This is a genomic window from Nannocystis sp. RBIL2 (genome assembly GCF_026626745.1).
Taxonomy (GTDB): domain Bacteria; phylum Myxococcota_A; class Polyangia; order Nannocystales; family Nannocystaceae; genus Nannocystis.
The window spans coordinates 1,149,180-1,172,601 of record NZ_JAPNJW010000002.1 but is presented as its reverse complement, the minus strand read 5'-3'; the positions used below and the strand labels follow the sequence as shown (position 1 = coordinate 1,172,601).

At 71.7% G+C, this 23,422-nt stretch carries 17 protein-coding genes; 6 read left to right on the top strand and 11 right to left on the bottom strand.

Annotation, left to right across the window (positions count from 1 at the left end; translation table 11 throughout):
* Window positions 1–49 precede the first annotated feature (49 nt).
* Entirely contained in the window at window positions 50–1,165 is a 1,116-nt protein-coding gene (locus OV090_RS29800) for an arginase family protein (protein WP_267708029.1), read from the bottom strand.
* A 417-nt stretch (window positions 1,166–1,582) separates the two neighbouring features.
* On the opposite strand from OV090_RS29800, the gene OV090_RS29795 reads away from it, so the two are divergent.
* Window positions 1,583–2,554, top strand: a complete 972-nt coding sequence (locus OV090_RS29795; RefSeq protein WP_267708028.1) for a helix-turn-helix domain-containing protein — start codon at window positions 1,583–1,585, stop codon at window positions 2,552–2,554.
* Window positions 2,555–2,683: 129 nt separating this feature from the next.
* Here OV090_RS29795 and OV090_RS29790 read toward each other — a convergent pair whose 3' ends face one another.
* On the bottom strand, window positions 2,684–4,156 hold the full coding sequence (locus OV090_RS29790; RefSeq protein WP_267708027.1) for an outer membrane protein transport protein: 1,473 nt from the start codon (window positions 4,154–4,156) through the stop codon (window positions 2,684–2,686).
* 120 nt (window positions 4,157–4,276) lie between these two features.
* On the opposite strand from OV090_RS29790, the gene OV090_RS29785 reads away from it, so the two are divergent.
* The 4 genes from OV090_RS29785 to OV090_RS29770 all read left to right on the top strand — a co-directional run bounded on the left by OV090_RS29785 (window position 4,277) and on the right by OV090_RS29770 (window position 8,716).
* The gene (locus tag OV090_RS29785; RefSeq protein ID WP_267708026.1) at window positions 4,277–4,930 is read left to right on the top strand and encodes a hypothetical protein; all 654 of its coding nucleotides are present in this window, start codon (window positions 4,277–4,279) and stop codon (window positions 4,928–4,930) included.
* 87 nt (window positions 4,931–5,017) lie between these two features.
* Window positions 5,018–6,340: an MFS transporter gene (locus tag OV090_RS29780; protein ID WP_267708025.1), complete on the top strand. Its 1,323-nt coding sequence runs from the start codon at window positions 5,018–5,020 to the stop codon at window positions 6,338–6,340.
* Window positions 6,341–6,356: 16 nt separating this feature from the next.
* Window positions 6,357–7,403, top strand: a complete 1,047-nt coding sequence (locus tag OV090_RS29775; RefSeq protein ID WP_267708024.1) for a radical SAM protein — start codon at window positions 6,357–6,359, stop codon at window positions 7,401–7,403.
* Window positions 7,400–8,716, top strand: a complete 1,317-nt coding sequence (locus OV090_RS29770) for a hypothetical protein (RefSeq protein ID WP_267708023.1) — start codon at window positions 7,400–7,402, stop codon at window positions 8,714–8,716. The genes OV090_RS29775 and OV090_RS29770 overlap by 4 nt, the downstream gene beginning before the upstream one ends.
* Window positions 8,717–8,951: 235 nt before the next feature.
* On the opposite strand, the gene purT is transcribed toward OV090_RS29770, so the two are convergent.
* The 3 genes from purT to OV090_RS29755 form a co-directional block, all read right to left on the bottom strand.
* Window positions 8,952–10,148: a formate-dependent phosphoribosylglycinamide formyltransferase gene (gene purT, locus OV090_RS29765; RefSeq protein ID WP_267708022.1), complete on the bottom strand. Its 1,197-nt coding sequence runs from the start codon at window positions 10,146–10,148 to the stop codon at window positions 8,952–8,954.
* A gap of 311 nt (window positions 10,149–10,459) precedes the next feature.
* Window positions 10,460–14,146: a serine/threonine-protein kinase gene (locus tag OV090_RS29760; RefSeq protein WP_267708021.1), complete on the bottom strand. Its 3,687-nt coding sequence runs from the start codon at window positions 14,144–14,146 to the stop codon at window positions 10,460–10,462.
* A 13-nt stretch (window positions 14,147–14,159) separates the two neighbouring features.
* A complete protein-coding gene (locus OV090_RS29755; protein ID WP_267708020.1) occupies window positions 14,160–15,314 on the bottom strand; it encodes an enolase C-terminal domain-like protein in 1,155 nt (384 codons plus the stop codon).
* Between the two features lie 52 nt (window positions 15,315–15,366).
* On the opposite strand from OV090_RS29755, the gene OV090_RS29750 reads away from it, so the two are divergent.
* On the top strand, window positions 15,367–16,878 hold the full coding sequence (locus OV090_RS29750; RefSeq protein WP_267708019.1) for a serine/threonine-protein kinase: 1,512 nt from the start codon (window positions 15,367–15,369) through the stop codon (window positions 16,876–16,878).
* A 97-nt stretch (window positions 16,879–16,975) separates the two neighbouring features.
* Here OV090_RS29750 and OV090_RS29745 read toward each other — a convergent pair whose 3' ends face one another.
* Genes OV090_RS29745 through OV090_RS29720 form a run of 6 tightly spaced genes read right to left on the bottom strand, consistent with a single transcriptional unit; the run spans window position 16,976 to window position 23,247 of the window.
* On the bottom strand, window positions 16,976–18,202 hold the full coding sequence (locus OV090_RS29745; RefSeq protein ID WP_267708018.1) for an adenylate/guanylate cyclase domain-containing protein: 1,227 nt from the start codon (window positions 18,200–18,202) through the stop codon (window positions 16,976–16,978).
* A 13-nt stretch (window positions 18,203–18,215) separates the two neighbouring features.
* Complete coding sequence (locus OV090_RS29740) at window positions 18,216–18,590, bottom strand: hypothetical protein (RefSeq protein ID WP_267708017.1); 375 nt, start codon at window positions 18,588–18,590, stop codon at window positions 18,216–18,218.
* Entirely contained in the window at window positions 18,587–19,150 is a 564-nt protein-coding gene (locus OV090_RS29735; RefSeq protein WP_267708016.1) for a hypothetical protein, read from the bottom strand. The genes OV090_RS29740 and OV090_RS29735 overlap by 4 nt, the downstream gene beginning before the upstream one ends.
* 23 nt (window positions 19,151–19,173) lie before the next feature.
* Window positions 19,174–21,534 (bottom strand): SpoIIE family protein phosphatase, encoded by a 2,361-nt coding sequence (locus OV090_RS29730; RefSeq protein ID WP_267708015.1) that lies wholly within the window; start codon window positions 21,532–21,534, stop codon window positions 19,174–19,176.
* A gap of 21 nt (window positions 21,535–21,555) precedes the next feature.
* Window positions 21,556–22,728 carry a methyltransferase domain-containing protein gene (locus OV090_RS29725; RefSeq protein WP_267708014.1) on the bottom strand — a complete coding sequence of 391 codons (1,173 nt, stop codon included), beginning with the start codon at window positions 22,726–22,728 and terminating at the stop codon, window positions 21,556–21,558.
* A gap of 12 nt (window positions 22,729–22,740) precedes the next feature.
* A complete protein-coding gene (locus OV090_RS29720; protein WP_267708013.1) occupies window positions 22,741–23,247 on the bottom strand; it encodes a hypothetical protein in 507 nt (168 codons plus the stop codon).
* Window positions 23,248–23,422: the final 175 nt, after the last annotated feature.

The following is a 23,422-nucleotide window of genomic DNA, read 5'->3' as shown; positions in this document are numbered from 1 at the left end:
AGGCTGTCCTCTCGAACAGGTGCGGCTGTCCTCGCGGACAGCCGGCAGCTCAGGGCGCGAGGCTGGGGCCGGCGATCGCGGCCAGGCTCTCGCGCAGGTAGCGGACCGCGAGCGCGACGGTCTGCTTGCCGCCGTCGCGGGCGAGCGGCGGGGCGACCTCGACGACGTCGGCGGCGCACAGGCCGACCTCGCGGCCGAGAGCGCGGATCAGCTCGACCACGAAGTCGGGCTCGAGGCCGTCGGGCTCGGGCGTGCCGGCGGCGTCGGCCCAGTGCGAGTCGGTGCCGTCGATGTCGTTGGAGAAGTAGACCGAGGTGACGCCGAGGCCCTTGAGGTGGGCGACGATGGCGGCGATCGTGCCGGCGGGGTCGGCCTTGACCTCCTCGGCCCAGAACTGGCGCACGCCGAGGCCCTGCTCCCAGTGGCCGCGGTCGTGTCGCGACGCGCGCACGCCGACCTGCACGAGCCGGCCGTCGCGGCCGAGCAGCTCGTTGGCGTGGTAGGACCAGGTGGCGAAGCAGATCTTGATGCCGAGCCGCTCGGCGAGGAGGTCGGTGTGGGCGTCGGGCTGGACGATCGCCCAGCGATCGCGGCGGTGCCGGGCGAGGTTGGCGGCCACGGGCCAGGCGTTGGAGTGGTCGCCGCCGAGGACGACCGGAACGATGGCGGGGTTGAGCTGGTAGACGAGGTCGAGCGCGCGCTCGGCGATCGACAGCGGCGAGACCGGCAAAGTCGCGGCTGTCTCTTCGGGCAGGTGGCCGTAGAGCGCGCGCCGGCTGGCGGCGAGCTGGCCGGCGCTCAGCATGTCGTCGTGGAGCAACTGCGGGATGACGAACACGTCGCCGATGTCGAGCACGCCGGCAGCGGCGGCTCGCCCCGGCCAGTCGGTGTCGCTGGCGAGGAGGCCGGTGCGGATCGCCTGCGGGCCGACGTTGGCGCCGCGCAGGAAGCCGGCGCCGACGTCGGAGGGACAGCCGAGGATGACGACGCGCGCGTCGACGATCGCGGCGAGGTTGCGGCGAAACGCCGCGTCGACGCCGGCCTCGTCGTCGGCGCCGTAGATCCGGCGCTGCATCGCCAGCTGCTCCGCGCGCCCGGTCGAGACGAGGAAGAGCCCGCCGCCTGCCGGACGCAGCAGCGCCGCGAGTTCGTCGAGTGGGGTCATGCGCCAAGGCTAAGCCCGCGCGCGGCGAAACGCGAGAGCGCCAGGCGCGGGCGCGCGAGGGCAGGGCGCCGGCTCGGTCCGCTGGCAGGCCGTCGTACGACTCGGCGGTCGATCGCGGCGCGCCGTCGGTGACCTTCGTCTCGCGTCCGGGCGATCCTCGCCGCGGGCGTCGGTGCTGGTGCTGTCTCGAGAGGAGGACGCGGCAGCCAGCATGCGGACGTGAGCGAGCGAGGTCTGCGCTCGGTGAGCCGAGCGCCAGGATCTTTACTTCAGTGAGATGAGATGTCCTTGAGGACATGTGCTGACCGGGACATCCGCCACGGCGATCGGTGACGCCGGACGCGGGTGGCGAGAAGTGAGCACTTCTTGGCGTTTTCGCCACTTGCCCGGCCGCAGCCGGGAGTGCGAGCGTGGAGCATGACCTTGCGTCCGCACGTGGTCGCGGTGCTGGCCTTGCCGGGGGTGGTCGCGTTCGACCTGACGATGCCGTGCGAGGTGTTCGGGCGCGCCGAGGTGCCCGGGGGCGCGCGGCCGTACGAGGTGCGCGTGTGCGGCGAGACCCGGAGCGTCGACGCCGGGGCGTTTCAGCTGGCGCTGCGCTGGGGGCTGGCCGATCTGGCGCGGGCGCACACCGTGATCGTGCCCGGCGTGATGGAGCCGACGCGGCCGTTCTCGCCGGCGGTGCTCGAAGCGCTGCGGGCAGCGGCGCGGCGACGGGCGCGGGTCGCATCGATCTGCAGCGGCGCGTTCGTGCTGGCGGAGGCCGGGCTGCTCGACGGCCTGCGGGTGACGACGCACTGGATCGCCGCCGGCTTACTCGCCCGGCGTTACCCGACGCTCACCGTCGATCCGAACGTGTTGTTCGTCGACAACGGGCGGATCTTGACCTCGGCCGGCGGGGCCGCCGGGATGGACCTGTGCCTGCACATGCTGCGCAGCGATCACGGGGCCGCGGTGGCCGCTCACGCCTCGCGGCTCGCCGTCGTCCCGCTCGAGCGCAGCGGCGGCCAGGCGCAGTACATCGTCCACGAGCCGCCGACCTCGACCAGCAGCCTGGCGCCGCTGCTCGACTGGATGAACCGTCACCTGCGCGACGACCTGACGCTGCCGACGCTGGCGCGCAGGGCCCGGATGAGCACGCGGACGCTGAGCCGGCGGTTCCGCGAGCAGACCGGGACGACCCCGCTGAAGTGGGTGCTCACCGCCCGGATCGCCCGGGCCCAGCAGCTGCTCGAGGCGACCTCCTTGTCGCTCGAGGAGATCGCCGGCGACGTCGGCTTCGCGGCCGCGTCGACGCTGCGCAACCGCTTCGCGCAGGTGATGGGCACGTCGCCGATGACGTACCGCAAGCTGTTCCGCAGCGGGGGCGAAATGCAGGCGCAGCACTGAGCTCGCCGGCGACGCCTCGGACGAGTGCTCACATGTCCCGAGGGCCGGCCGATGTGCACCTGGCTCGAGGGGCATGTCCCGAGAGCCAGATGATCATGCTGGTCCCAGGGACATGTCTCCTGCGTCAGCTCAGAAGTTCACGTCGAGGTACAGGTTGGTCAGGAAGATGTTCTGCTTGTAGATGCCGTCGGCGCTGGCGGCCTTCGTCGGCGCCTGGAACTTGTTGAGGACGTTCCGGCCCTTGGTGTCGACCTTGAAGTAGGCGATGTCGGTGAAGGTCAAGCCGAGGTGGAGGCGCTGGTGCAGGCGGAACCGGCCGCCGAGGGAGAAGGTCATCTTGTTGGAGTCGAGCAGGGCGGGCTCGATGGTCTGGACCGGGACGGCGGTCGAGTCGAAGCCGAGGCCGGCGTACAGCTCGACGGCCTCGATCACCCAGTAGCTCGCGCCGAAGCGGACGCCGCCGGCCGGCTTCCAGAAGCGCGGGAGGTTCTGGGTGACGGCCTTGACGTTGTCGTTCGGAGTGTCGCCGCCGTACCCTTCAGGGTTGGTGAGCGCGGTGTCGGCGTTGGCGAAGTCGCACTGGCGGTCGGCCTTGCTGGCGTCGAGGACGCACTGCTTGTCCATCACCTTCCAGTTGGTGAAGTCGCCGAACAGGCGCAGCTCGAGCTTGGGGACCGGGCGGACGCGGAAGCCGAAGCGGACGATGTCGGGCAGGCGCTGCTGCAGCTCGATCGGCGTCGCGGGGGACACGGGGGCGTCCGCGAGGGCGTTGCTGAGTTCGCCCTTCAGCGTCATGTTGCCGGTGATGTTGGGCCGGCTGGTGTACGAGGCGCCGATCCACAGCTTGTCGCGCCAGTTCCAGATCGCGCCGATGCCGAAGCTGCCCTGCCAGCCCGATGCCTTGAGCCAGCTGCGGCCCTCCTGGAGGTGGCCGTTGGACTGCACGAGGTCGTCGGTGCCGTCGGCGTTGCGGGCCCGGATGGTGTCGACCTCGCTGCGGATGGCGCTGCCGGACAGACCGATCGACAGGCCGATCTTGGCGATGTTGAAGGCGACCGCGCCGGTGATGTACATCGAGCGCAACTTGCCGTCGATGGTGTGCCAGCGCTGCACGCCGTCGACCGCGCCCGGGTAGTCCTGGCTGCCGCGGTACTTCTCGTTGGGCTTCCACGTCGACTGGCCGCCGAACGGGAAGTACACCGCGGCGCCGGCCGAGAAGAACTTGGTGCCGAAGTCCGAGCTGGCGCCGGCGAACGGGCCGGCGATGAAGTTGGACAGCTTGGCGACGCCGGCGTTGGCGTCGGTGGCCCCCTCGGGCGTGCCGGTCTCGCTGCTGATGGCCGACTCCGGTCGGTCGTAGCTGACCCAGCGCGCCGCGAAGCTGCCGTCGACGAAGATCCGCGTACCGGGCTTCAGCGCGATACCCGCGGGGTTGTAGTAGATCGCAGTCGGGTTGTCGGTGGTCACGTGGCCATGCTCGCCGCCGAATCGAGCGGTGCTGAGGCCGGATGCCCGGGCCTCGTTCGCGCCGACGAGCGCGGCGGTCAACAGGCCACAGGCGAAGAGGGTGCGCGAGCGAGACGCATGACGAGCGAGCGACATGAAGGTGACCTCGTACGGCGACAAACCGGCGCCACTTTACACCGAGGTCACTGCTTTACGGCGGACAAAATGCACGGCAGAGTGATGCGCAGGATGTCCCGATCGTTTTCTGTCCGCCGCGTGTTCGGCCCTCGGGTCCCCGGCTCGGTGCTCGGTCTGTCGCTGCTGGTGCCGCTCATGGCGGGGTGCCCCGACTCCGAGGCCAAGTTCAACGAATTCCTCGACAACACCAAGGACGACCGCGACTTCATGCCGCCGCCGCCCCCGGACGTGATGCCCGCCCAGGCGGACATCAGCGGCGACTTCCTGCTGGCAGTGTCGACGGTCATCGCCCGCGACCTGCCGCTGCAGTTCATCGCCACCAATACGCTGACCACCGACGAGATGGGCAACACCTTCCTCGCCGCCTGCCTGCAGCCGCTCAGCCTCACGGCGGGCAAGGTCAACGTGCCGCGCGAGCCGATCGGCGACCCGCTGTGTTACGAAGACATCCCGATCGTCGACGGCAAGTTCGACATCGACGCCGGCGTGGTGAAGGTGACCGGCATGGCCAACCCGGTGACCGGCGGCGACATCGAGGCGACGCTCAGGATGATCGCCACCATCATCGACGAGGATTTCTTCTGCGGCGAAATCGAGGGCGATTTGATGAGCCCCCTCATGTCCACCCTGAAGGGCTCGACCTTCGCCGCAGTGCGCCTCGAAGACCCTGCGATGCTGCCGCTCGACGTGACCAAGTCCTGCAGCGGCGACACGGTCCGCGACAAGGAGTGAGCGCGAAGCCGCGCAGAATCACGCAAGCGCACGCGGGAGGGGACTGGTTTTTCGCGGGGCCGGGCCCGATCATCGCGTCCCCCCACGATGACGACGACGGTCTCGCCCCCCACGCCCGCAGGGCAGTGGTCCAAGGTCCGCAACGAGCTGCAACAGCTCTGGCACACCGAGCTGCGCGACTCGAACATCCGCGCGGCGTACGTGGTGTGCGCGATGACCGGGACGGCCTACGGGATGGTGACCGCGGTCGTGGCCGTCTACCTGAACAAGGTCCGCGGCATCGATACGCAGACGATCGGCGTGTTGGCGATGTTCTTCGCCGCGGGTATCGCCCTCTTCTCGGTGCCGATGGGCAAGGCGATCCAGCGCTTCGCGCCGCGGATGATCTTGTCGCTCGGGCTCCTCGGATACGCGACGGCCACCGCGATCTTCCCGTTCCTCGCCACACTGCTCGGGCTGGGAGCGGCGCGCGGGTTCGACGGCGCTTTTTCGGTCGGCGTGTGGGTGAGCCTCGAGACCGTGTTGCTGATGCGCACGACGACCGCGCATCGCGGGCTCATCACCAGCCTCTACACGATCTCGATGTCGACCGGCTACGCCCTCGGTGCGGTGATCGGGTGGATCGTGATGCTGATCTATCCGATGCCGATGGTGTTCGTGGCAGCGGGGCTGTTCGCCTCGCTGGCGGCGCTGATCGCCTACGTGTTCCTGGACCGCGACATCCAGCCGATCACCGGTAGTGGTCATGGACACGAGCACGCGGACGAAGCCCCGAGACCCGAGGCCGCCATCGAACGTCATCCGCCGATCCTGAAGCTGTACTGGCGGATCAAGACGGCCTGCATCCCGACGTTCTGTTACGGCTACTTCCAGGCGTCGATGGTGCTGTTCCTTCCTCTGTTCTTGATCAACTCTCGCGGGGTCAAGGAAGAAGATACCGTCTTCTTGGTGGCGTTCTTCTCGATCGGCATGGCCGCCAGCGTGGTGTTCGTCGGCCGTCTCGGCGATCGCTACGGCCACCTCAAGACGGTGCGCTCGCTGGTGGGGCTCGGGGTGGTGTTGACGGCGTCGCTGGTCTACCTGCCGACGCTCTGGCTGGTCGCGGTCGCGGTGCTGCTCGCGGGCGCCTCGCTGGCGCCGATCTGGCCGATGAGCCTGGCGCTGCAGAGCCTCATCGTCGACCCGCGCGACTTCAGCCGCAGCAACGCGCTGCTGAACGGCTCGTACGGGCTCGGCACGCTCGCGGGGCCGCTGGTGTCGGGCTTTTTGTTCAAGCACTACGGCGGCGAGACGATGTTCCTCCACATCGCGGTGCTGTGGGCGCTGGCGCTCCTGGCCACGCTGGCGTTCCGCCGCGACGATCCGAGCTTCCGCGCGATCGCCCACGCCCGCGCGCGCGCGGCGGTGTGAGGCTATCCTCGCGGGCATGGGCCTGCTCCACCGTCTGTATGCTCGCGCCGCGCCCGAGGTCTGGGAGACCGAGACGCGGCTGCTGCACGCGCTCCGACTGGTCCGCCGGCCGCTCGCGGTGCAGTGGATCGCCACTGCGATGTGCGACCTCCGCTGTCCGCACTGCTACTCCGGCGCGGGCAAGCGGGCCGAGGGCGAGCTGACGACGCAGGAGGCGATCCGTCTGGTGGTCGACGAGCTGGTGGCGCTCGGCCGGCCGACCTTCGTGATCGCGGGCGGGGAGCTGTTGCTGCGCCGCGACATCGCCGAGATCGTAGCGCACGCGCGGGCGCAGGGGCTCGAGTGGGCGATGCACACGCACGGGGGACATGTCCCCAAGTTCAGGTCGCTGTTCGAACGCCACCCGCCGACTCTGGCGGCGATCAGCCTCGACGGCGAGCAGCGGCAGCACGACCTGTTCCGCGGGCGCCAGGGCAGCCACGCGGCGGCGCTGGCTGCTATCCGCACGCTCAAGGAGTGCGGCTGTCCGGAGGTGGTGGCGGGGACGACCGTGACGCGCGAGAACGCCGACCGCCTGGCCGACCTGTTCCCGATCGTCGCAGCCTCGGGGGCCGATTCGTGGGGCCTCCATCTCTTCGCTCCGGAGGGCCGCGGCGCCGAGCACACCGCGCTGTGTCCGACGCCGGAGCAGCTGCGCCGCGTGGCCGCGTTCGCCCGCCGCAAGCGCGGGCTGTTCCACGTCGAGCTGTGCAACGAGTGGGGCAGCGCCGGCGCCGACGATCGCTTCTACCGCGACCAGCCGTTCCTGTGCGGGGCCGGCCGGATCTCCTGCGTCGTCGGGGCGACCGGCGAGGTGCTTCCGTGCACCACCACCGACCTGCGCGAGTCGGAGGGCAACGTGCGCGACCGGCCGCTGCGTGACATCTGGACCCGCGGCTTCACGCGCTTCCGCAGCGCCGGCCACCGCGAGTGCTCGGACGGCCACGAGTGCTGGCTGCAGGCCCGCAACGGCAACCCGTGCCGCGAGCAGGCGTTCGGCGCCTGCCGCAAGGAGGCGGTGTGAGGCGCTGGTGGCTCGACCTGGGCTCGTTCGCGGTGGCGCTCGCGCTGGCCGCGGCGGTGGTGCTCCGCTGGCGTCGGGGTCACGTGGCGCTGCTGTCGAGCACGGCGGCGCCGGCGATCCGGCTGCTCGCGCTGCTGATCGTGTTCGTGCAGGGCTGCGCCGACCGGCTGCGCGGGCGCGAGGAGCCGGACGGGCAGGGGGCTGTGCCGGGCTCTCAGGACATGTCGGTTGGGGCAGGTCCATCGCAGCAGGTCGAAGAGGACATGTCCCAAGGGGCAAATGCTCCGGAGAGCTCGGGGACGACGCCGACGCTCGGGCCCGACGCATTCCCGCTGGCCGACGAGGCGGCGCTGGGCAGGTGGGCGCGGCTCGTCGCGGACGACGGGTTCGCCGTCGGGCCGGGCAAGCGGTTCGCGCTGGCGCTGGTGCCGGTGCCGGAGGCGACGCCGGCCCAGGACCCGCGGTGGCTGCAGGTCGCGTCCGCCCTCGAGGCGCTGGCCGACGCGGCCGGCGGCGCCGAGGGCGAGGCGTTTCGCAGCCGCTGGCGGGCGCACGTGGAGGCGCGCAAGGCAGGCGGCAGCGAGACGATCGCGGAGCTGCAGGCGCTGCTGAGCAGCATGGAGGCGCTGCCGCTCTACCACGCGGGGCTGGCGGGCTACGTGTGGCGCCGGGCGGCGCCGCTGCCGGTGAGCGCATCGGAGCGGGCGGAGCTTTTCGGGCGGATCGAGCGGCACCTGCGGGCCTGCGAGGCGCTGCTGAAGGGCCAGTTCGAGACGGGGCCGATCGAGTTCACTGCGTGGCGCAGCAAGGCAGCCCCGCCGGTCGGCTACTCGGGCTTGAAGGTGCCGAAGGGGCTGCTGGCGGCGGCGAAGGGGCACTATCCGCAGATCGACGCGGGGACGTGGACGGTCGAGGCGACGCTGTCTCTGACCGTGGTCGACGCGGGCGTGACGCTGCTGCGCGCGGGCCGGGCGTCGGAGCTGCAGGCGGGGCAGCGGTTTACTCTGGGCCGGCTGGACGTGCTGGCGAGCGGGCGACCGGCGAAGCTGCGCCACGATGAACTCGGGGACATGTCCCTCGGAGCAGGCGCGGTGGTGACTGCGTGGGACGTCGGCCAGCGGCTCGCGAGGCCCGGGAGCGAGCGGGTGCGGGCGAAGGTGGCAGCGGCCCAGAGCGACGATTCGAAGGCGCTCGAGCAGCTGCAGTCGATCCTGCCGGCGGCGCACCTCGAGATCCGCCGCGCGCTGGCCGAGAAGCCACAGGCACCCGGCTCGCCGGGGCTGCGCACGCTGCTCGAGCTGTTCGACCAGTGAGCCGCTCTTCCTCCGAGCGCGGCCGCTGGGGCGAGCCACGGCGGACTCGCTCTCATGGCTTCTGGGACATGTCGTGACGACATGTCCGATCGCAAGCAGTCGCTCGTCTGGCGTCGCCGAGAGTGCGGCCGCCAACGGCGATCCTCAGAGAGAACGCGGATGGACCATGCGACATGTCGATAAAGACATGCCGCATGAGACATGTAGCGAGTGACATGTCCCGAAGTCGCAATGCTCAGCCGGCGTCGACGACCACGCGGATCTCGGCGGCGGCTGCTTCGGCGCGGGCGCGGCACTCGGCGACGTCGTCGCCGTAGGCCAGGACGACGCCCATGCGCCGGTACTTGCGGGTGTCGGGCTTGCTGAACAGGCGGATCTTGGTGCGCGGGTCGGCGAGCGCCTTGCCGACGCCGGTAAAGCGCGGGTTGGTGCCTGGCCGATCGGCCAGGACCACGGCGGAGGCCCCGGGCGCGCGGAGGATGACCTGGCCGATCGGGAGGCCGAGGATCGCGCGCACGTGCAGCTCGAACTCGCTCTGATCCTGCGTGATCATGGTGACCATGCCGGTGTCGTGCGGGCGCGGGCTGACCTCGCTGAAGATGACGTCGTCGCCGACGACGAACAGCTCGACGCCGAACAGGCCGGCGCCGCCGAGCGCCTCGGTGACTGCGGCGGCGATCTCCTGCGCGCGGGCGAGGGCCTGCGGCGCCATCGCGTGCGGCTGCCACGACTCCATGTAGTCGCCGCGCTCCTGCCGGTGGCCGATCGGCGGGCAGAACAGGGTGCCCTCGTGGCGCGTGCGGATCGTGAGCAGCGTGATCTCGTAGTCGAACGGGACGAAGCCCTCGACGATGACGCGGGCCGAGCGGCCGCGGGCGCCCGACAGCGCGTACTCCCACGCGACGGCGACGTCGGCGGCGGTGCGCACGGTGCTCTGACCCTTGCCCGAGCTCGACATGACGGGCTTGATCACGCACGGCAGGCCGAGGCGCTGGACCGCGGCCTCGACCTCCTCGCGCGTGTCGGCGAAGGCGTACGGGCTGGTCGGCAGGCCGAGCTGCTCGGCGGCGAGGCGGCGGATGCCCTCGCGGTCCATGGTGAGCCGGGTGGCCCGCGCGGTCGGGATGACTGCCCAGCCCTCGCTCTCGAGCTCGACCAGCGCGTCGGTGGCGATGGCCTCGATCTCGGGGACGATGTAGTGGGGCTTCTCGCGGGCGACGACGGCCCGCACCGCGTCGCGGTCCTGCATGTCGAACACGTGGCTGCGGTGCGCGACCTGCATCGCCGGAGCGTTGGCGTAGCGGTCGCACGCGATGACCTCGACGCCGAGGCGCATGGCTTCGATCGCAACCTCGCGGCCGAGTTCGCCCGAGCCGAGCAGGAGCAGCCGTGTGGACGAGGGAGACAGAGGAGTGCCGAGCGTGAGATCCATGGCGAGCGCGCGCAGGATAGTGGCGCACTGTCGCGCGCGGCAAGGCGGGCGCCGCGGGCGCGAGGTCACACGCGTCGGCCAGGGCCTCGCGCGGGCCGATGCGCGGCGGTGCGGGGCTCACGCCGGTCGGGCTGCGGAGCTCACGCCGGTCGGGCTGCGGAGCTCACGCTGGTCGGTCGCGGCCGGCGGACGGGCCGGTGCGAGCGAGCCGAGCTGCGGGGTTCATCGTCGGCGAGCGCCGCGGTGAGGAGAGCCCGCGGAGGCGCGATGCGGCGGAGGCAGACGAGTCGCGCGGTCGATGCGGCCGCGCGTCAGGTGGGCGCGCTGCCGTTGTACATCGCGCTCCACTGCGCGGGGCGGAGGATGGCCCGCGAGGCGAGGTACTGGTCGGCCTGGGCGATCAACGTGGCGCCGCTGGGACCCAGCAGCTCGCCGCGGCGGCGACGGGCGCAGGCGGCGTGGACCGGCATGTCGGCGGTGTCGAAGCTGGCGGCGGCGGCCTCGAGGCGGACGAGCGCCTGCTGGATGTCGCCGTTCTGTGCGGCGATGCCGGCCCGGATCAGCGCGGCCATGGCGACGGAGTCGTGGCGCAGCGCGCGGTCCTCCTCGAGCTGCGCGGCGTCGCGTTCGGCGGCGGCGAGCAGGACGCCGGCGTTGTGCGGCTGCTCGCGCGCGGCCGCGACGGCGGCGAGGCCCCGCGCGTGGAGGAAGAGGATCCGCTGGCCCTGCCAGCCGAAGATGTACGAGTTCTCGACGGCGACCCAGTTCTCGGCCAGACGCTGCCAGGCCGAGCCACCTTGCCCTTGGTACAGGTCGCACGAGGTCTCGAGGAGCAGCGCGAGCATGTGCTGGAAGTGGAAGCCCTCCTTCGACCAGCGGCGCATCGCCCCGCGCACGCGGTCGCGGGCGCTGGTGATGTCGTCGGCGCCGAGCAGAGCGTAGGCGCTGTAGAGGGCCGACCAGACCTCGCCGCACAGATCGCCGGCGTCCTCCGACTCGCGCAGCCAGGCGTGGGCGCGGTGGCCGAGCTCGGCCAGCTCGCCGAGCATGAACAGGCCGCGCATCGTGCTCATGCGGGCGAGGTCGAGCTCCCAGCCGACGCCGACGCAGCGGTCGAGCAGGATCTGGGCGCCCTGCTCGCAGTGCTCGAGCGCGCGGCGCCAGCGGCCGAGCGAGACGGCGGCGATGGCGTCGACGATCTCGCACAGGCCGATGAGGCGCGGCTCCGAGATCTGTTCGGCGAGGCGGCGCGCCTCCTTGAGCAGGGTGGTGCCGCGGCTGACGGCGTTGGCGGTGCCGCGGCTCATGATCATGGCGCCGACGCCGGCGAGCGCGCGGGCGATGCGCTGCGGCTCACCTGTCTGAAGGGCCAGGAGGAGGCCGCGCTGGTAGAAGCTGTAGCCGCGGATCGGATCGACGAAGGCGAGGCCGACGGCCGCCGACAGGCACACGTCGAGGCGCAGCAGATCGGCCGGCGGGACCTGCTCCTCGCGCACCGCGGCGAAGCCGAGCCCGCGCAAGCTGAGCTGCGTGGAGCGGGTGATGATCGACATGTTGGCGCGGCCCGGCGTGGCCGGGTAGCCGAGGTCGACCTCGACCAGCGCGGGGCGCAGCATCCGCACGCCCTGGTCGATGTTGCCGCTGACGAGGAACTGCTCGCCGGCGCGGCGGCGCAGCTCGAGTGATTCGGCCGGCGAGGCGCCCTCGGCGGCGCTGGCGTAGACCGGGGCCGCCTCGGCGCTGCGACCGGCCAGCGCGAGCGCGTCGGCGCGACGGCGGAGGAGGGCGCGGCGCTCGTCGTCCGGGAGGTCGGGCGCCCACGCGAGGGCGCGGCCGTACAGCTGGGCGGCGCGGTAGAACGCGAGCGCGGCGGCGGCCCGCTCGGCGGCGGCGACGGCGGCGGCGTGCGCCTCCTTCAAGGCGCCGGCGGCGTGGAGGTGGTGCGCCAGCAGCTCGGGGTCGTCGGCCGACTGCGCGAGCGCGTCGGCGAGGGTGCGGTGCAGCTGCGCCTGGCGCTCGCCGTCGAGCTGCGCCAGCACGGTGTCGCGGATCCGGTCGTGATAGCACTCGACGGTGTCGCCGCTGCGCGAGGCCAGAGTGCGCAGCAGGTGCTGCGCCTGCAGCTCGCCGAGGACCGAGCGATCGGTGACGCCCGAGGCCGTGAACGCGAGGCTCGGCGGGATCGGCCGCCCGGCGATGGCGACGATCTCGAGCAGGCTGCGACCCGCGGCGCGCAGGCCGGCGAGGCGAGTGCGCACGACCGCGTCGAGCGAGACCTCGGCCGGCGCGGCGCCGCGGTGACCGGCGATGTGGCGCGCGAGCTCCTCGACGAACAGCGGGTTGCCGCCCGACTCGGCGGCGATCCGGCGCGCCTCGGCGCGGGCGCTGTCGCTGTCACGGCCGAGCCGGGCCAGCGCGAGCTCCTCGGCCTGATCGGGCGAGAGCGGCTCGACCAGCAGGTCGCGCACCAGAGCCTTGAGCTCGGGCCGCGCGCCGAGCCGCCGCAGCTCGCGGAGCATCGGCGCGTCGTCCTCGTCGATGCGGTACGAGCCGATGAAGAGCATCGCCGGCGGATCGGGCGGCGACAGCAGCTCGGCGAGCAGGCGCGCGCTGTCCTCGTCGCCCCACTGGAGATCGGCGATCCGCAGCACCAGGGGGCGGCGATCGGCGATCCGCGCCAGCAGCTCCTTGAGCCCGCGGAAGGCCCGACGCCGTGCCTCTTGCGGGTCGGGGGCGACGAAGTTGCGCTGCGGCAGATCGGCGACCACGGGGGCGCGCGCGAGGACGGGGAACAGCCGCGTGAGCTCGTGGATCTCGCGCGGCAGCAGGGCCGCGGCCTCCTCCTGCGGGAGGTGGCGGAGGTGCTGCGCGAGCGCGTCGAGGACGCTGTCGAAGGCCTTGTACGGCACGCTCTCGCGCTCGTAGCAGCGGCCCTGGAGGACGAAGGCGCGGTCGTTGCGGCGCAGCTCGGCGATGAAGCGATCGATGAGCGCGGTCTTGCCGATGCCGGAGCGGCCGCGGACGTACACGCACACCGGCGAGCCGGCGAGCGCGAGCTGGAAGGCGTCGCGCATCGCCGACAGCAGGTCGTCGCGGCCGACGAAGCGCGCGCCCGACTCGGTGGGGCCGAGCGGGGCCTCGCCGAGGGCCTCGCGGATGTCGGCGCCGCCGAGCCGCGCGGCCGGGTCGCGCTGCAGCAGGCCCACGCACAGGGTCGCCAGCTCCGGATCGACGTCGGGCACGAGCGCCTGCGGCGGGGCCGGATCTTCGTGCTGCTTGGCGTGGAGGATCGCGAGCGGCGGGCCGGTGAACGGCAGGCGGCCGGTGAGCGCCTCGTAGAGCATGACGCCGATCGCGTACCAGTCGCTCGCGGGCGAGGCCGGGTTGCCGGCGGCCTGCTCCGGCGCCATCGTCGCCGGCGTGCCGAGCAGGCCGTCCTCGCCGCCCTCGGCGACGTCGTCGGCGGCGAGGCCGAAGTCGAGGATGACGACGCGGCCATCGGCGGTCACCAGCACGTTCGACGACTTGAGGTCGCGGTGCAGCTTGCCGGCGGCGTGCAGGGCGCTGACGCCGGCGGCTAGCTGCAGCAGGGCCGGGCGCAGGCGCTCCGGCGGCGGCGCAGCGCCTGGCTTTTCGGACATGCCCTGACGGACATGGTCGACGAAGCTGACGCCGTCGACGAACTCCATGGTGATGAACCACTCGTCGTCGTGCGAGACGAGCTGGTGGAGGCTGACGAGGTTGGGGTGCGACAGGCCGGCGGCGCTGCGGAACTCGTTCTTGAGGCGGAACAGCGCGCCCGGGTCGAGCTGGTGCAGGGTCTTGACCGCGATGGTGCGGCCGCTGTCGCGATCGAGCGCGGCGTAGACGACGCCCATGCTGCCGGAGCCGACCCGACGCACCAGCTCGTAGCGGCCGAGCGGACGCGGAAGGATGTCCTCAGGGACAGGTGGCGTCACCGGCAGCGAGGCGCGGGCCTGGGGCTCGTCGGGATTCAAGGTGGAGCGTGGATTATGCCACGCGCCCGGGCCCCGGGTCGCCGTCCGCGGGCAACGCCCCGGGCGGGACGCCGAGGCCGGGGCCGCAAAGCCGCGGCAGGTCGGGCGCGAGCCGCTCTTGACTCCCCGGCGGCATCGGGTCGGCCCGCGTGAGCATGTGGGCGTCGAGGTCGGCCTCGTCGGCGAGGCGGGCCAGGGCGGCGCCGGCGGCGAGCCCGACGCGGGTCTCGATCATGCAGCCGACGAGCACCCGCAGGCCGTTTTCCCGGGCTGCGGCGATCGTCGCCAGGGCCGGCGAGATCCCGCCGCACTTCATCAGCTTGACGTTGATGCCCGCGACCCGGCCCCGCAGCGCCGCCACGTCGTCCGGGCCCTGCACGTCCTCGTCGGCGTAGATCGGCAGGGGGCAGTCGCGCGCGAGCGCCGCGAGGAGGTCGGGCCGACCCGCAGGCAGCGGCTGCTCGAGCTGCTCGACCCCGAGGTCGATCAGCAGCGGGAGCAGGTCGCGCACGTCGTCCGGGGTCCAGCCGCCGTTGGCGTCGACCCGCAGGCGGGCGTTCGGGGCGGCGGCGGCGATCGCACGCACGGCCTTGCGGTCGAATTCGCGGCCCTTGCCGAGCTTGATCTTGAGCACCGGGAGGTGCGCGGCCGCGGCCGCGCGGGCCGCCATCGCCGGGAGCTCGTCGAGCGCGATCGTGTAAGAGGTGACGGTCGCCCCCGAGGTGGCCGAAAGGACATGGCGATCGAGACCTGCCCGATCGAGCACGTCGGGGTCGGCCAGCAGCTCGGCCAGCGAGCGGCCGCGGGCGCGCGCGGCCGCGTCCCACAGGGCGGTGTCGACGGCGCAGCGGGCCGCGGAGTGATCGGGGGCGAGCTCGCGCATGCGCGGGCCGGCGGCCGCGATCGCGCGCGGGTCGGCGAGGATCTCGGGGGACAGCTCGGCCGCGATCGCTGTGGCCAGAGGCGCGGCGGCGATCGCCGACTGACCGAGGTAGCGCACGGGCGAGGCCTCGCCGAGGCCGCGGCGATCGGGGCCGTCCGCTGCGGCGCCGTCCGGGTCGCCCGGGTCAAGGCGCACGAGCAAGCTCGGCAGTTCGCTCACGGTGCCGCGCGACAGGCCGAACGGGTGGCGCAGGCGGAGCGTGACGAGGGCAGTGCGCAGGTCCATGCCGGCCGTCCCGGTGTACCACCGCCGAGGCGCCATTGTATCGTGGCCCCGCATGCCAGGTCGCCGCCCCGGAGGCTCGCCCCCCAGCGCCGCGCTCGAGCGGCTGTTCGACCGCGACTCCCCGCTCTCCTATGAGGAGCGGCTCGAGGCCCTCATCCGCGCGGCGCTGCCGGACCAGGTGCCGCGGCTGTCGTTCGGCGACGAGCTGGCGCGCGGCGGGATGGGCTCGGTGCGGCTCGCGTTCGACGAGGTGCTGCAGCGGCGGATGGCCGCCAAGACCATGCACGCCAAGACCTACGACCACCTGATCCTCGTGCACGGGTTCTTGCGCGAGGCCCAGGTGACCGGTCAGCTCGACCACCCCAACATCGTGCCGATCCACGAGCTCGGGCGCGACGAGCAGGGCCAGCTCTACTTCACGATGAAGTTGGTCGAGGGCCAGAGCTTGAAGGCGCTGATCGGCGGCGAGCCGGCGACCGACCACGAGCGGCTGTTCCACCGCCTCGAGATCTTCGTCAAGGTGTGCGACGCGCTGTCGTTCGCCCACAGCCGCGGGGTGATCCACTGCGACATCAAGTCGGCCAACGTGATGGTCGGCGCCTACGGCCAGGTCTATCTGATGGACTGGGGCGGGGCCCAGATCCTGCCGCTGCGCTCCGCCGAGGACGAGGCGCGGTGGGTCCGTGACGCCCTGCCGCCGCTGCCGCCGTCGGAGACCGACGGGCTGGTGTTCGGCACGCCGTCGTACATGTCGCCGGAGCAGGCCAACAGCCATCCGCTCGACGAGCGCGCCGACGTGTTCTCGATGGGGGCGCTGCTCTACGAGATGATGGTCGGGCGGCCGCCGTACCAGGCGCGCACGGCGATGGACGCGCTGATCCTCGCGCGCGAGGCGAAGTTCGCCCCGCCCGACAGCCACGTCGCGGTGCCGTTCCCGCGCGAGCTGGTGCGCATCGTGACCCGGGCGCTGCGCCGCGATCCCGAGGATCGCTACCCGAGCGTGGCGGCGCTGCAGGCCGACATCGTCCGCCTGCTGCGCGGCAGCGGCAGCTTCCAGACGGTCCGCTTCGCCGCCGGCGACCACGTGATCCGCGAGGGTGAGATCGGCGACGCGGCCTACATCGTGCTGGCCGGCAGGCTCGAGGTCTACAAGCTTGAGGCGGGGCACCACGTGTCGCTGCGCTGGCTCGGGCCGGGCGACGTGTTCGGCGAGACTTCGATCTTCGCCGCCTCGCGCCGGACCGCCAGCGTGCTGGTGGTCGAGGACGCGACGCTCACCAAGATCACCAGCGACCTGATCGAGGAGGAGCTGACGTCGATGAAGCCGTGGATGGGCGCGTTCGTGCGCACCCTGGCGGCCCGCTTCGCCGGCGTCGAGGGTCGCGGGTCGCGGAGCGCCCCCGTCGAGGCCCCGCCGGGCTCGGTGGCGCCGCGCTCGGTCCCGCCGATCCCGCCGCCGACGAGCTCGGGCGGCGAGAGCGTGATCATCGACATCGACGAGCCGCTCGACGAGAGCCTCGACGGCAGCGACATGCACGCGACGCTGCTGGCCCGCCGCGACTGATGGTCGAAAGGGCATGTCCGAAGGGGCATGCTCTGCGGGAAAGGTCTTCCGGGACATGTCCGAGGCGACATGTCCTCGGGGACTTCCCGTCGGCGCTTCACTCGCGCGCGGGCAGGGAGTCGAGCAGCTCTTGCAGCGCGCGGGGCAGGGCGGTGAAGCGGACCACCGCGCGGCCCGGGCCGGCGGCGACGACCTTGGCGTAGGCGTCGACGCCGGGCAGGGCGGCGAGCACGAGCTTGAGGTCGGCGCGCAGCGGCAGCGGGGCGGCGACCCGCAGCTCGGCGTTGTGGCGCTCGTCGTGGGCCACGAGCAGCGCCGGGAACTCCTGGCCGCCGGTGTCCTTGCCCTCGAGCGCGGTGAACACGAGCGGCTGCGGCTCGGCCAGGACCCGCCACGCGGCGGCCTCTTCGATCATGTGGATGGCGAACGGGCCGTCGACGCCGGTGACGTCGTGGATCGTGATCGGCTCGCGCACGCCCTTGGGCCGGACCTCGAAGCAGCCGCGGGTGCGGAGGCGGTCGCCGAGGGCCCGCGCGGCCGACTCGGAGATCAGGACCTGGCCGCCGACGGTGTAGCTCTCGATGCGCGACGTCAGGTTGACGTGGCGGCCGACCACGCCGTACTTGGCGCGGCGGTTCGAGCCGATGTTGCCGACCACGACCTCGCCGGTGTGGACGCCGATGCCCATCTCGAGCGCGGGCAGGCCGTGCTCGGCCAGCGCGGCGTTGACGCGGCCCATCGCCCGCTGCATGGCGATCGCACAGGCGACCGCGCGCTCGGGGTGGTCCTCCTGCGGCACCGGGGCGCCGAACACCGCGAGGATGGCGTCGCCGATGAACTCGTTGATCGAGCCGCGGTACTCGCCGATCACGTCGGCCATGGCGCCGAGGTAGATGTTGAGGATCGCCACCACCTGCTCGGGGCCCAGGCCCTCGCAGAGGGTCGAGAAGCCGCGCAGGTCGGAGATCAGGATCGTCAGGGTGCGCCGCTCGCCGCCGAGCTGGCGGCCCTCCGGCGAGGCGAGCAACGTATTGACGACCTCGTCGGTGACGTGGCGGCCGAACACCTGGCGGATGAAGGTGTTGCGCAGCTCGAGCTCGACCACCAGCGCCTCGACTTGCTCGATCTTGACTGCCAGCTGCTCCTCGATCTCGTTGGCGTGCTCGAGCGTCGAGTCGTGCAGCAGCACGAGGTCGTCGTGCTCGGCCTGCAGGGTGGCGACGGCGGCCATGAACTCGGCGCGCGCGGCCGGGTCGGCCAGGAGCTCGGCCGCGGCGTCGGGGTCGGCGAGGGCTCGCCGCCAGCGCGGGTCATCCGTGAGCATGCGGGCGGCCGGCTCAGTCGAGGGCGATGACGATCGTCGGCAGGAACTTCTTGAGGTTGGGCAGCGACTTGCCCTGCCACGGGATGGTCGACGAGCCGTGGACCTTGATCTCGGTCTCGCCCTTCTTGCGCGCGGCGATGGCGAACTTGTAGAGCATGTTGATGCCCGAGCTGTTGAGGAACTGCAGCTCGGTCATGCGCAGGGCGAGCGCGGGGTTGGCCAGCAGGACGCGGTCGAGCAGGTCCTCGATCGGCTTGTACTCGCTGGTGCTGAGGCGGAGCACGCCCTCGAAGTGGACCGTGCGCGCGGGCGCGTCGAACCACACGCGATAGCCGGGGCCTTTGATGTCGGTGTCCGACCCGGAGGGTCGCGTAGTTGTGTCCGTCATGACGATTTCACCTGTAGCCGGGCGGCGGTCTTGAGGAGCGCGTTGTCAGGATTGCCAGGGGCGGGGTCGAAGCGCCAGCCGAGCCGGGCCTTGTAGTCCGACAGCATGGTGAGAAAGCCCAGGCCCGAGGTCGTGAGTTCGGGGTTGGCGGCGTTCTCCTCGACCCGCTGCATCAGGAGCTCGGCGGGATCGCCGTCGAGCAGCTCGGCGAACTTGATACGCAGGCCGTCGACCGCGTCGCCGCAGACCTGGTTGCTGACGACGACCACGAACTCGCCCGCCTCGACGCCCGCGTCGATGACGACGGTGCCGCCGGCGCAGAACTTGACCGCGTTCTCGATCAGCTCGTTGAGCACGTAGCCGACGCTGCCGACGAAGTCGCGCCGCTCGGCCTCCTCGGTGAGCCCGCCCTCGCCGACGTCGGCGAAGTACTCGGCGAAGAAGTCGGCCGCCACGCTGCACTGGTTCCACTTGACCGGGAACGCCCCGGGGTAAAACGTCAGCATGACGCGCGGTCCAGCGTCGGTGGGCTCTTTGTACTCGCCGATGATGCCGTCCATACTCTCCGTCCGCCTAGAGCGCCTCAGCGCCGCTTGATCACCACCGTCGTGATGTCGTCGAAGACCTTCTGCGCGCCGATGAAGCGCATGACGTCGTCGACGATCGCCTGCTTGATCTCCGCCGCCGGCCGCTCGTGGACCCGGCGCACCACCTCGCACAGGCGGTCGATGCCGTACAGCTCGCCGTGGATGTCCTCCGCCTCGGTTATGCCGTCAGTGTACAGGACGACGACATCGCCCGGCGACAGGCGCAGCTCGGTGCGGGCGATGAACGCGGCGATGTCGACCTCGAGCCCCACCGGCATGCCGAGGTCGACCGTGTCGATGCGCTCGATCGAGCCGCCCCGCCGGACCACCACCGCCTCCTCGTGCTGTCCGGTGAGGCGGAGCACGCCCTGCGCGTAGTCGAGGAGCACCAGCGTCGCGGTGCGGTCGAGGCCGACGCGCTGGATGTTCTGATAGAGGACCTTGTTGACGATGTTGAGGAAGCGCTCCGCGTCGCGCTCCTCGGCGGCCTGCAGGGTGCGCACGGCCGTCTGGATCATCAGCATCAGCACGCCGCTCTCGAGGCCGTGGCCAGTGACGTCGCCGATGCCGATCTTGACGCCGTCGCCGGCGCGCAGGACGTCGTAGTAGTCGCCGCCGACCTCGTCCGCGGGCCGCATGTAGCCGGCGACGTCCAGGCCCTCGAGCTCGGCCAGCTCGCGCTCTTGCGGCAGCACCATGAGCTGCAGCCGGCGGGCGACGTCGAGCTCGGCGCCGAGGCGCAGGTTCTCCTGCTTGAGCCGCTCGTTGAGCGCCATGATCTCGCGGGAGGCCCGCTGCAGCTCGGCGGTGCGCTGCTCGACCAGCCGCTCGAGATCGTGCGTATACGCGCGGATCTCGGCGGCCATCTGGTTGAAGGCGCGGCCGAGCGCGCCGAACTCGTCGTCGCTGCGCACGTCGACCCGCACGTCGTAGTCCTTCTGCGCGATCTTGCCGGCGCCCGCGGCGAGGTCGACCAGCGCGCCGGTCATGCGTCGCGAGACCAGGAGGATCCCGAACATCACGACCGCGAGCGCGACCAGAGTGATGACGATCTGGCTGACGAGGATCCCGCGGCTGCTGGCGGCGATGGTGTCCTGCGCCTTGTGCAGCGAGGCGTAGATCTCGGCGGCAGGCACGACGAAGCCGAGGGTCCAGCGCTCCGGCACGATGTCGGTCGAACCCGACCAGACGTTGAACGGATCGAGCCGCTTGAGCACGACGACGTAGTCCTTGCCGCCGATCGCTACCGGGTCGCGGTAGTCGACGGTATCGCCGCTGGGCAGCGCGAGCGCCTGGATCGCCGGGTCGCGCGACTGGTGCAGGAACTGTTGGAAGATGTCGACGCCGGCACCCGACGAGCCGCTGGCCTGCTGCAGGCCGAGGATCTCCTGGCCGTCGGCGTTGACGGCGAACACGTTGCCGTTCTCCTGGGCGAGGAAGGCGAAGCCCGAGCCGGCGAGCTCGAGGTCCTGGACGTAGCGGATCAATTGACCGAGGGTGACGTCGACGCCGACGGCCCCGGCGAAGCGCGCGCGCGAGGCGTCCCACAGCGGCTGGAACATGGTCATGATGGCCCCGCTGCCGCCCGCGTCGGTGTACGGCGCGGTGCCGGTGACCTGCGCCGCCGGGTCGCGCATGCGCGCGGGATCGGGGAGCCAGCGCCGCCAGCCGTCGACGATGCCGGGGAAGTAGAAGCTCCAGAACGGGCTCTTGTTGTGGCCGGGATAGAGCTGGTCGGCGTGGCCCGCAGCGTCGGCGTAAGGGGCGATCCGCAGGTACTCGGCGCCCTCGGGGCCGATGAAGTACATGGCCTGCTTCTCGGCCCCGTACTGCAGCAGCGCGGGCAGCAGCAGGTCGAGCAGGGCGGTCTGCTCGACTGCGGCGCGGACCTCGGGCTTGATGTCCCGAAGGCCAGGTTGCTTCGGGTCGGCCGGCGCGTGCAGGTAGCCCCACACTGCCACCGCCGACGGCTCACCGGCCTCGGTCTGCGACCAGTCGCCGCGCGGGTCATAGACGAGGGCGTCGCGCAGCGGCCCGGCAGCAGCGGCGGCGGCGGTCAGCGGCGCAAGGTCGGCCTGCCGATCGATGAGCGTCTGGGTGACTGCCGCGAGCACGCCGAGCTCGGCCCGCGCCCGCCCGCGCAGGAATTCGACGCGCTGCGCGGTGTCCTCGATGTGGTTGGTGAGGTACTCGCGGCTGGCCCGCTCGAGGCCCTTGCGGATCTCCTCCGACGCGTCGCCGCCGAGCACGCGGATGCCCTTCAGCGAGGCCAGCGCCGCGAGCGTCAGCCCGATCACCAGCCCGACCCCGGCGACGAGGACGAACTTGGTGCGGAACCTTGAGCCCGTGGTGGCCATGCGGTCGAGCGGCGAGGGCCGTCAGCGCTCCGGTTTGCGGCCGGAGGCGACGTAGATCGGCCAGGTGGCGAAGCCGCGGCGGCTGCGGATCGCGTAGACGTGATCGCGGAAGCCCATGCGCAGGCGCTCGACCACCTCCGGCGGCTGCTGCGTGGCGGTCGACAGCTCGCCGGTGACGTACTCCTCCCAGCTCTCGATCACCCGCGCGAAGTCGTCGATCGCGGTGTTGTTGTTGGTGATCGGGATCTGCTCCATGCGCACGTCCTCGAAGCCCATGTCGGTCAGCAGCGAGAACATCTTGGGCCCGAAGTTCATGTCCATGCCGAGGCTCTGGGCGATCTTCACGGCGTGCTGGTAGGTCCACGCGACCGACTCGTGGCGCGGGTAGCCGTAGTTGTGCACCGTCATCTCGTTGGTCAGGTAGACCCGACCGCCGGGTTTACAGATCCGCACCAGCTCGCGCAAGATGCTCGACGGATCGTTGAAGATCTGCAGCGCCAGGCGCGAGGTGACGAAGTCGAAGCTGTTCGACGGCAAGAACAGGTGGGTCGCGTCGCCGAACTGATACTCGATGTCGGTGATGCCGAACTCGCGGGCCATCTGCTGCGCGTATTGAAGGAAGGGCCGCGAGTGGTCGACGCCGACGATGTACGCGGGCTCGAACTCCTTGTAGACGAGCACCGCGAAGTCGCCGATCCCGCAGCAGATGTCGGCGATCCGCATGCGCTTGCCGAGGCCGTGGCGGCGCAGCAGCTCGCGCTCGTGCGACCACACGATGTTGGTCTGGGTGCGCAGGACCGGCACGAGCTGGTCGTTCTCGATGACGCCCTGGCCGGGGTAAAACGCCTTGTCGTACTGCTCGACGATGGTGTTGCCGAACTGCGCGCCGAGGAAGCCGAAGCGCAGCGGCGCCCACGGGACGACGCTCGAGACGACGAGCTTGAGCTTGAGGCTCGGGTGGCGCTCGGCGCAGGCGGCGATGAAGCGCGCGAGCTCGAGGAAGCCGGTGTGGTTGAGGTAACGCAGGCGCTTGAAGTTGAGGTAGAGGACGCCGCGCACGGCGTCGGCGGCGTGGTCGAGGCGCGCCCGCACCGGCGCGAACGCCTCGGGGCCGGCGGGCCGCAGCGTCCCCTCGAGCGCGACCTCCTGGTCGTTCTCGCTGAAGCGGATCGAAAACGGTTGCTCGTTCTCCATACCCAGCTCGGCTCACTCGTGCGGGACAGTAAGGACGATGACGCCGGCGCCGTCGCCCTCGCGCAGCGTGAGCTCGACGCCGTGGAGCGCGACCAATTCGAGCAGCCCGACCTCGGCCGGCGGACGCAGGATCATCGACTCGAACTCGGCCTCGTAGCGCGCGCGCGCGTCCGCCGGCGCGACCCGCCCGAGGTCGTCGCGCAGCCGCTGCGCGAGCGCCTCGTCGGTCGGTATCGTCAGCTCGGCGATCACGTGCTCGTCCGTGCGCCCGACCTCGACCACGATCTCGCCCTCGCTCGGCCGGGCGCGGAACACGTACTCGAGCACCTCGTTGAGATAGGTCGAGAGGCGCGTGGTCAGCTGCTCGGGATCGAAGCGATCGGAGGCGACGAAGCGCGCGATGTAATCGGCCAGCCGCTGGCAGTGCGTCCAGCTGTCATATAGCCCGCGGACGCTGATCCGGAGGGTGAGGATCGGGCTCGGGCCGGGAGGTGAGGGGGGCGCGAGGTCGGAGGTCATGCCGGGGCGAGGGCGTGAGAGGGGCAGCAGGCGCGCCTCGCCCGGATCCGGGCACGGACGGCGCCTCGGGTCACGGTATCACGAAGCCGCCGCGGCCGGCCGCGAGCCGCGGACGCGTGGCCGGACGCAGGGGCGCGCCCGAAGCCCGAGTCCGCGCGCGGACGTGCGCCGGCGC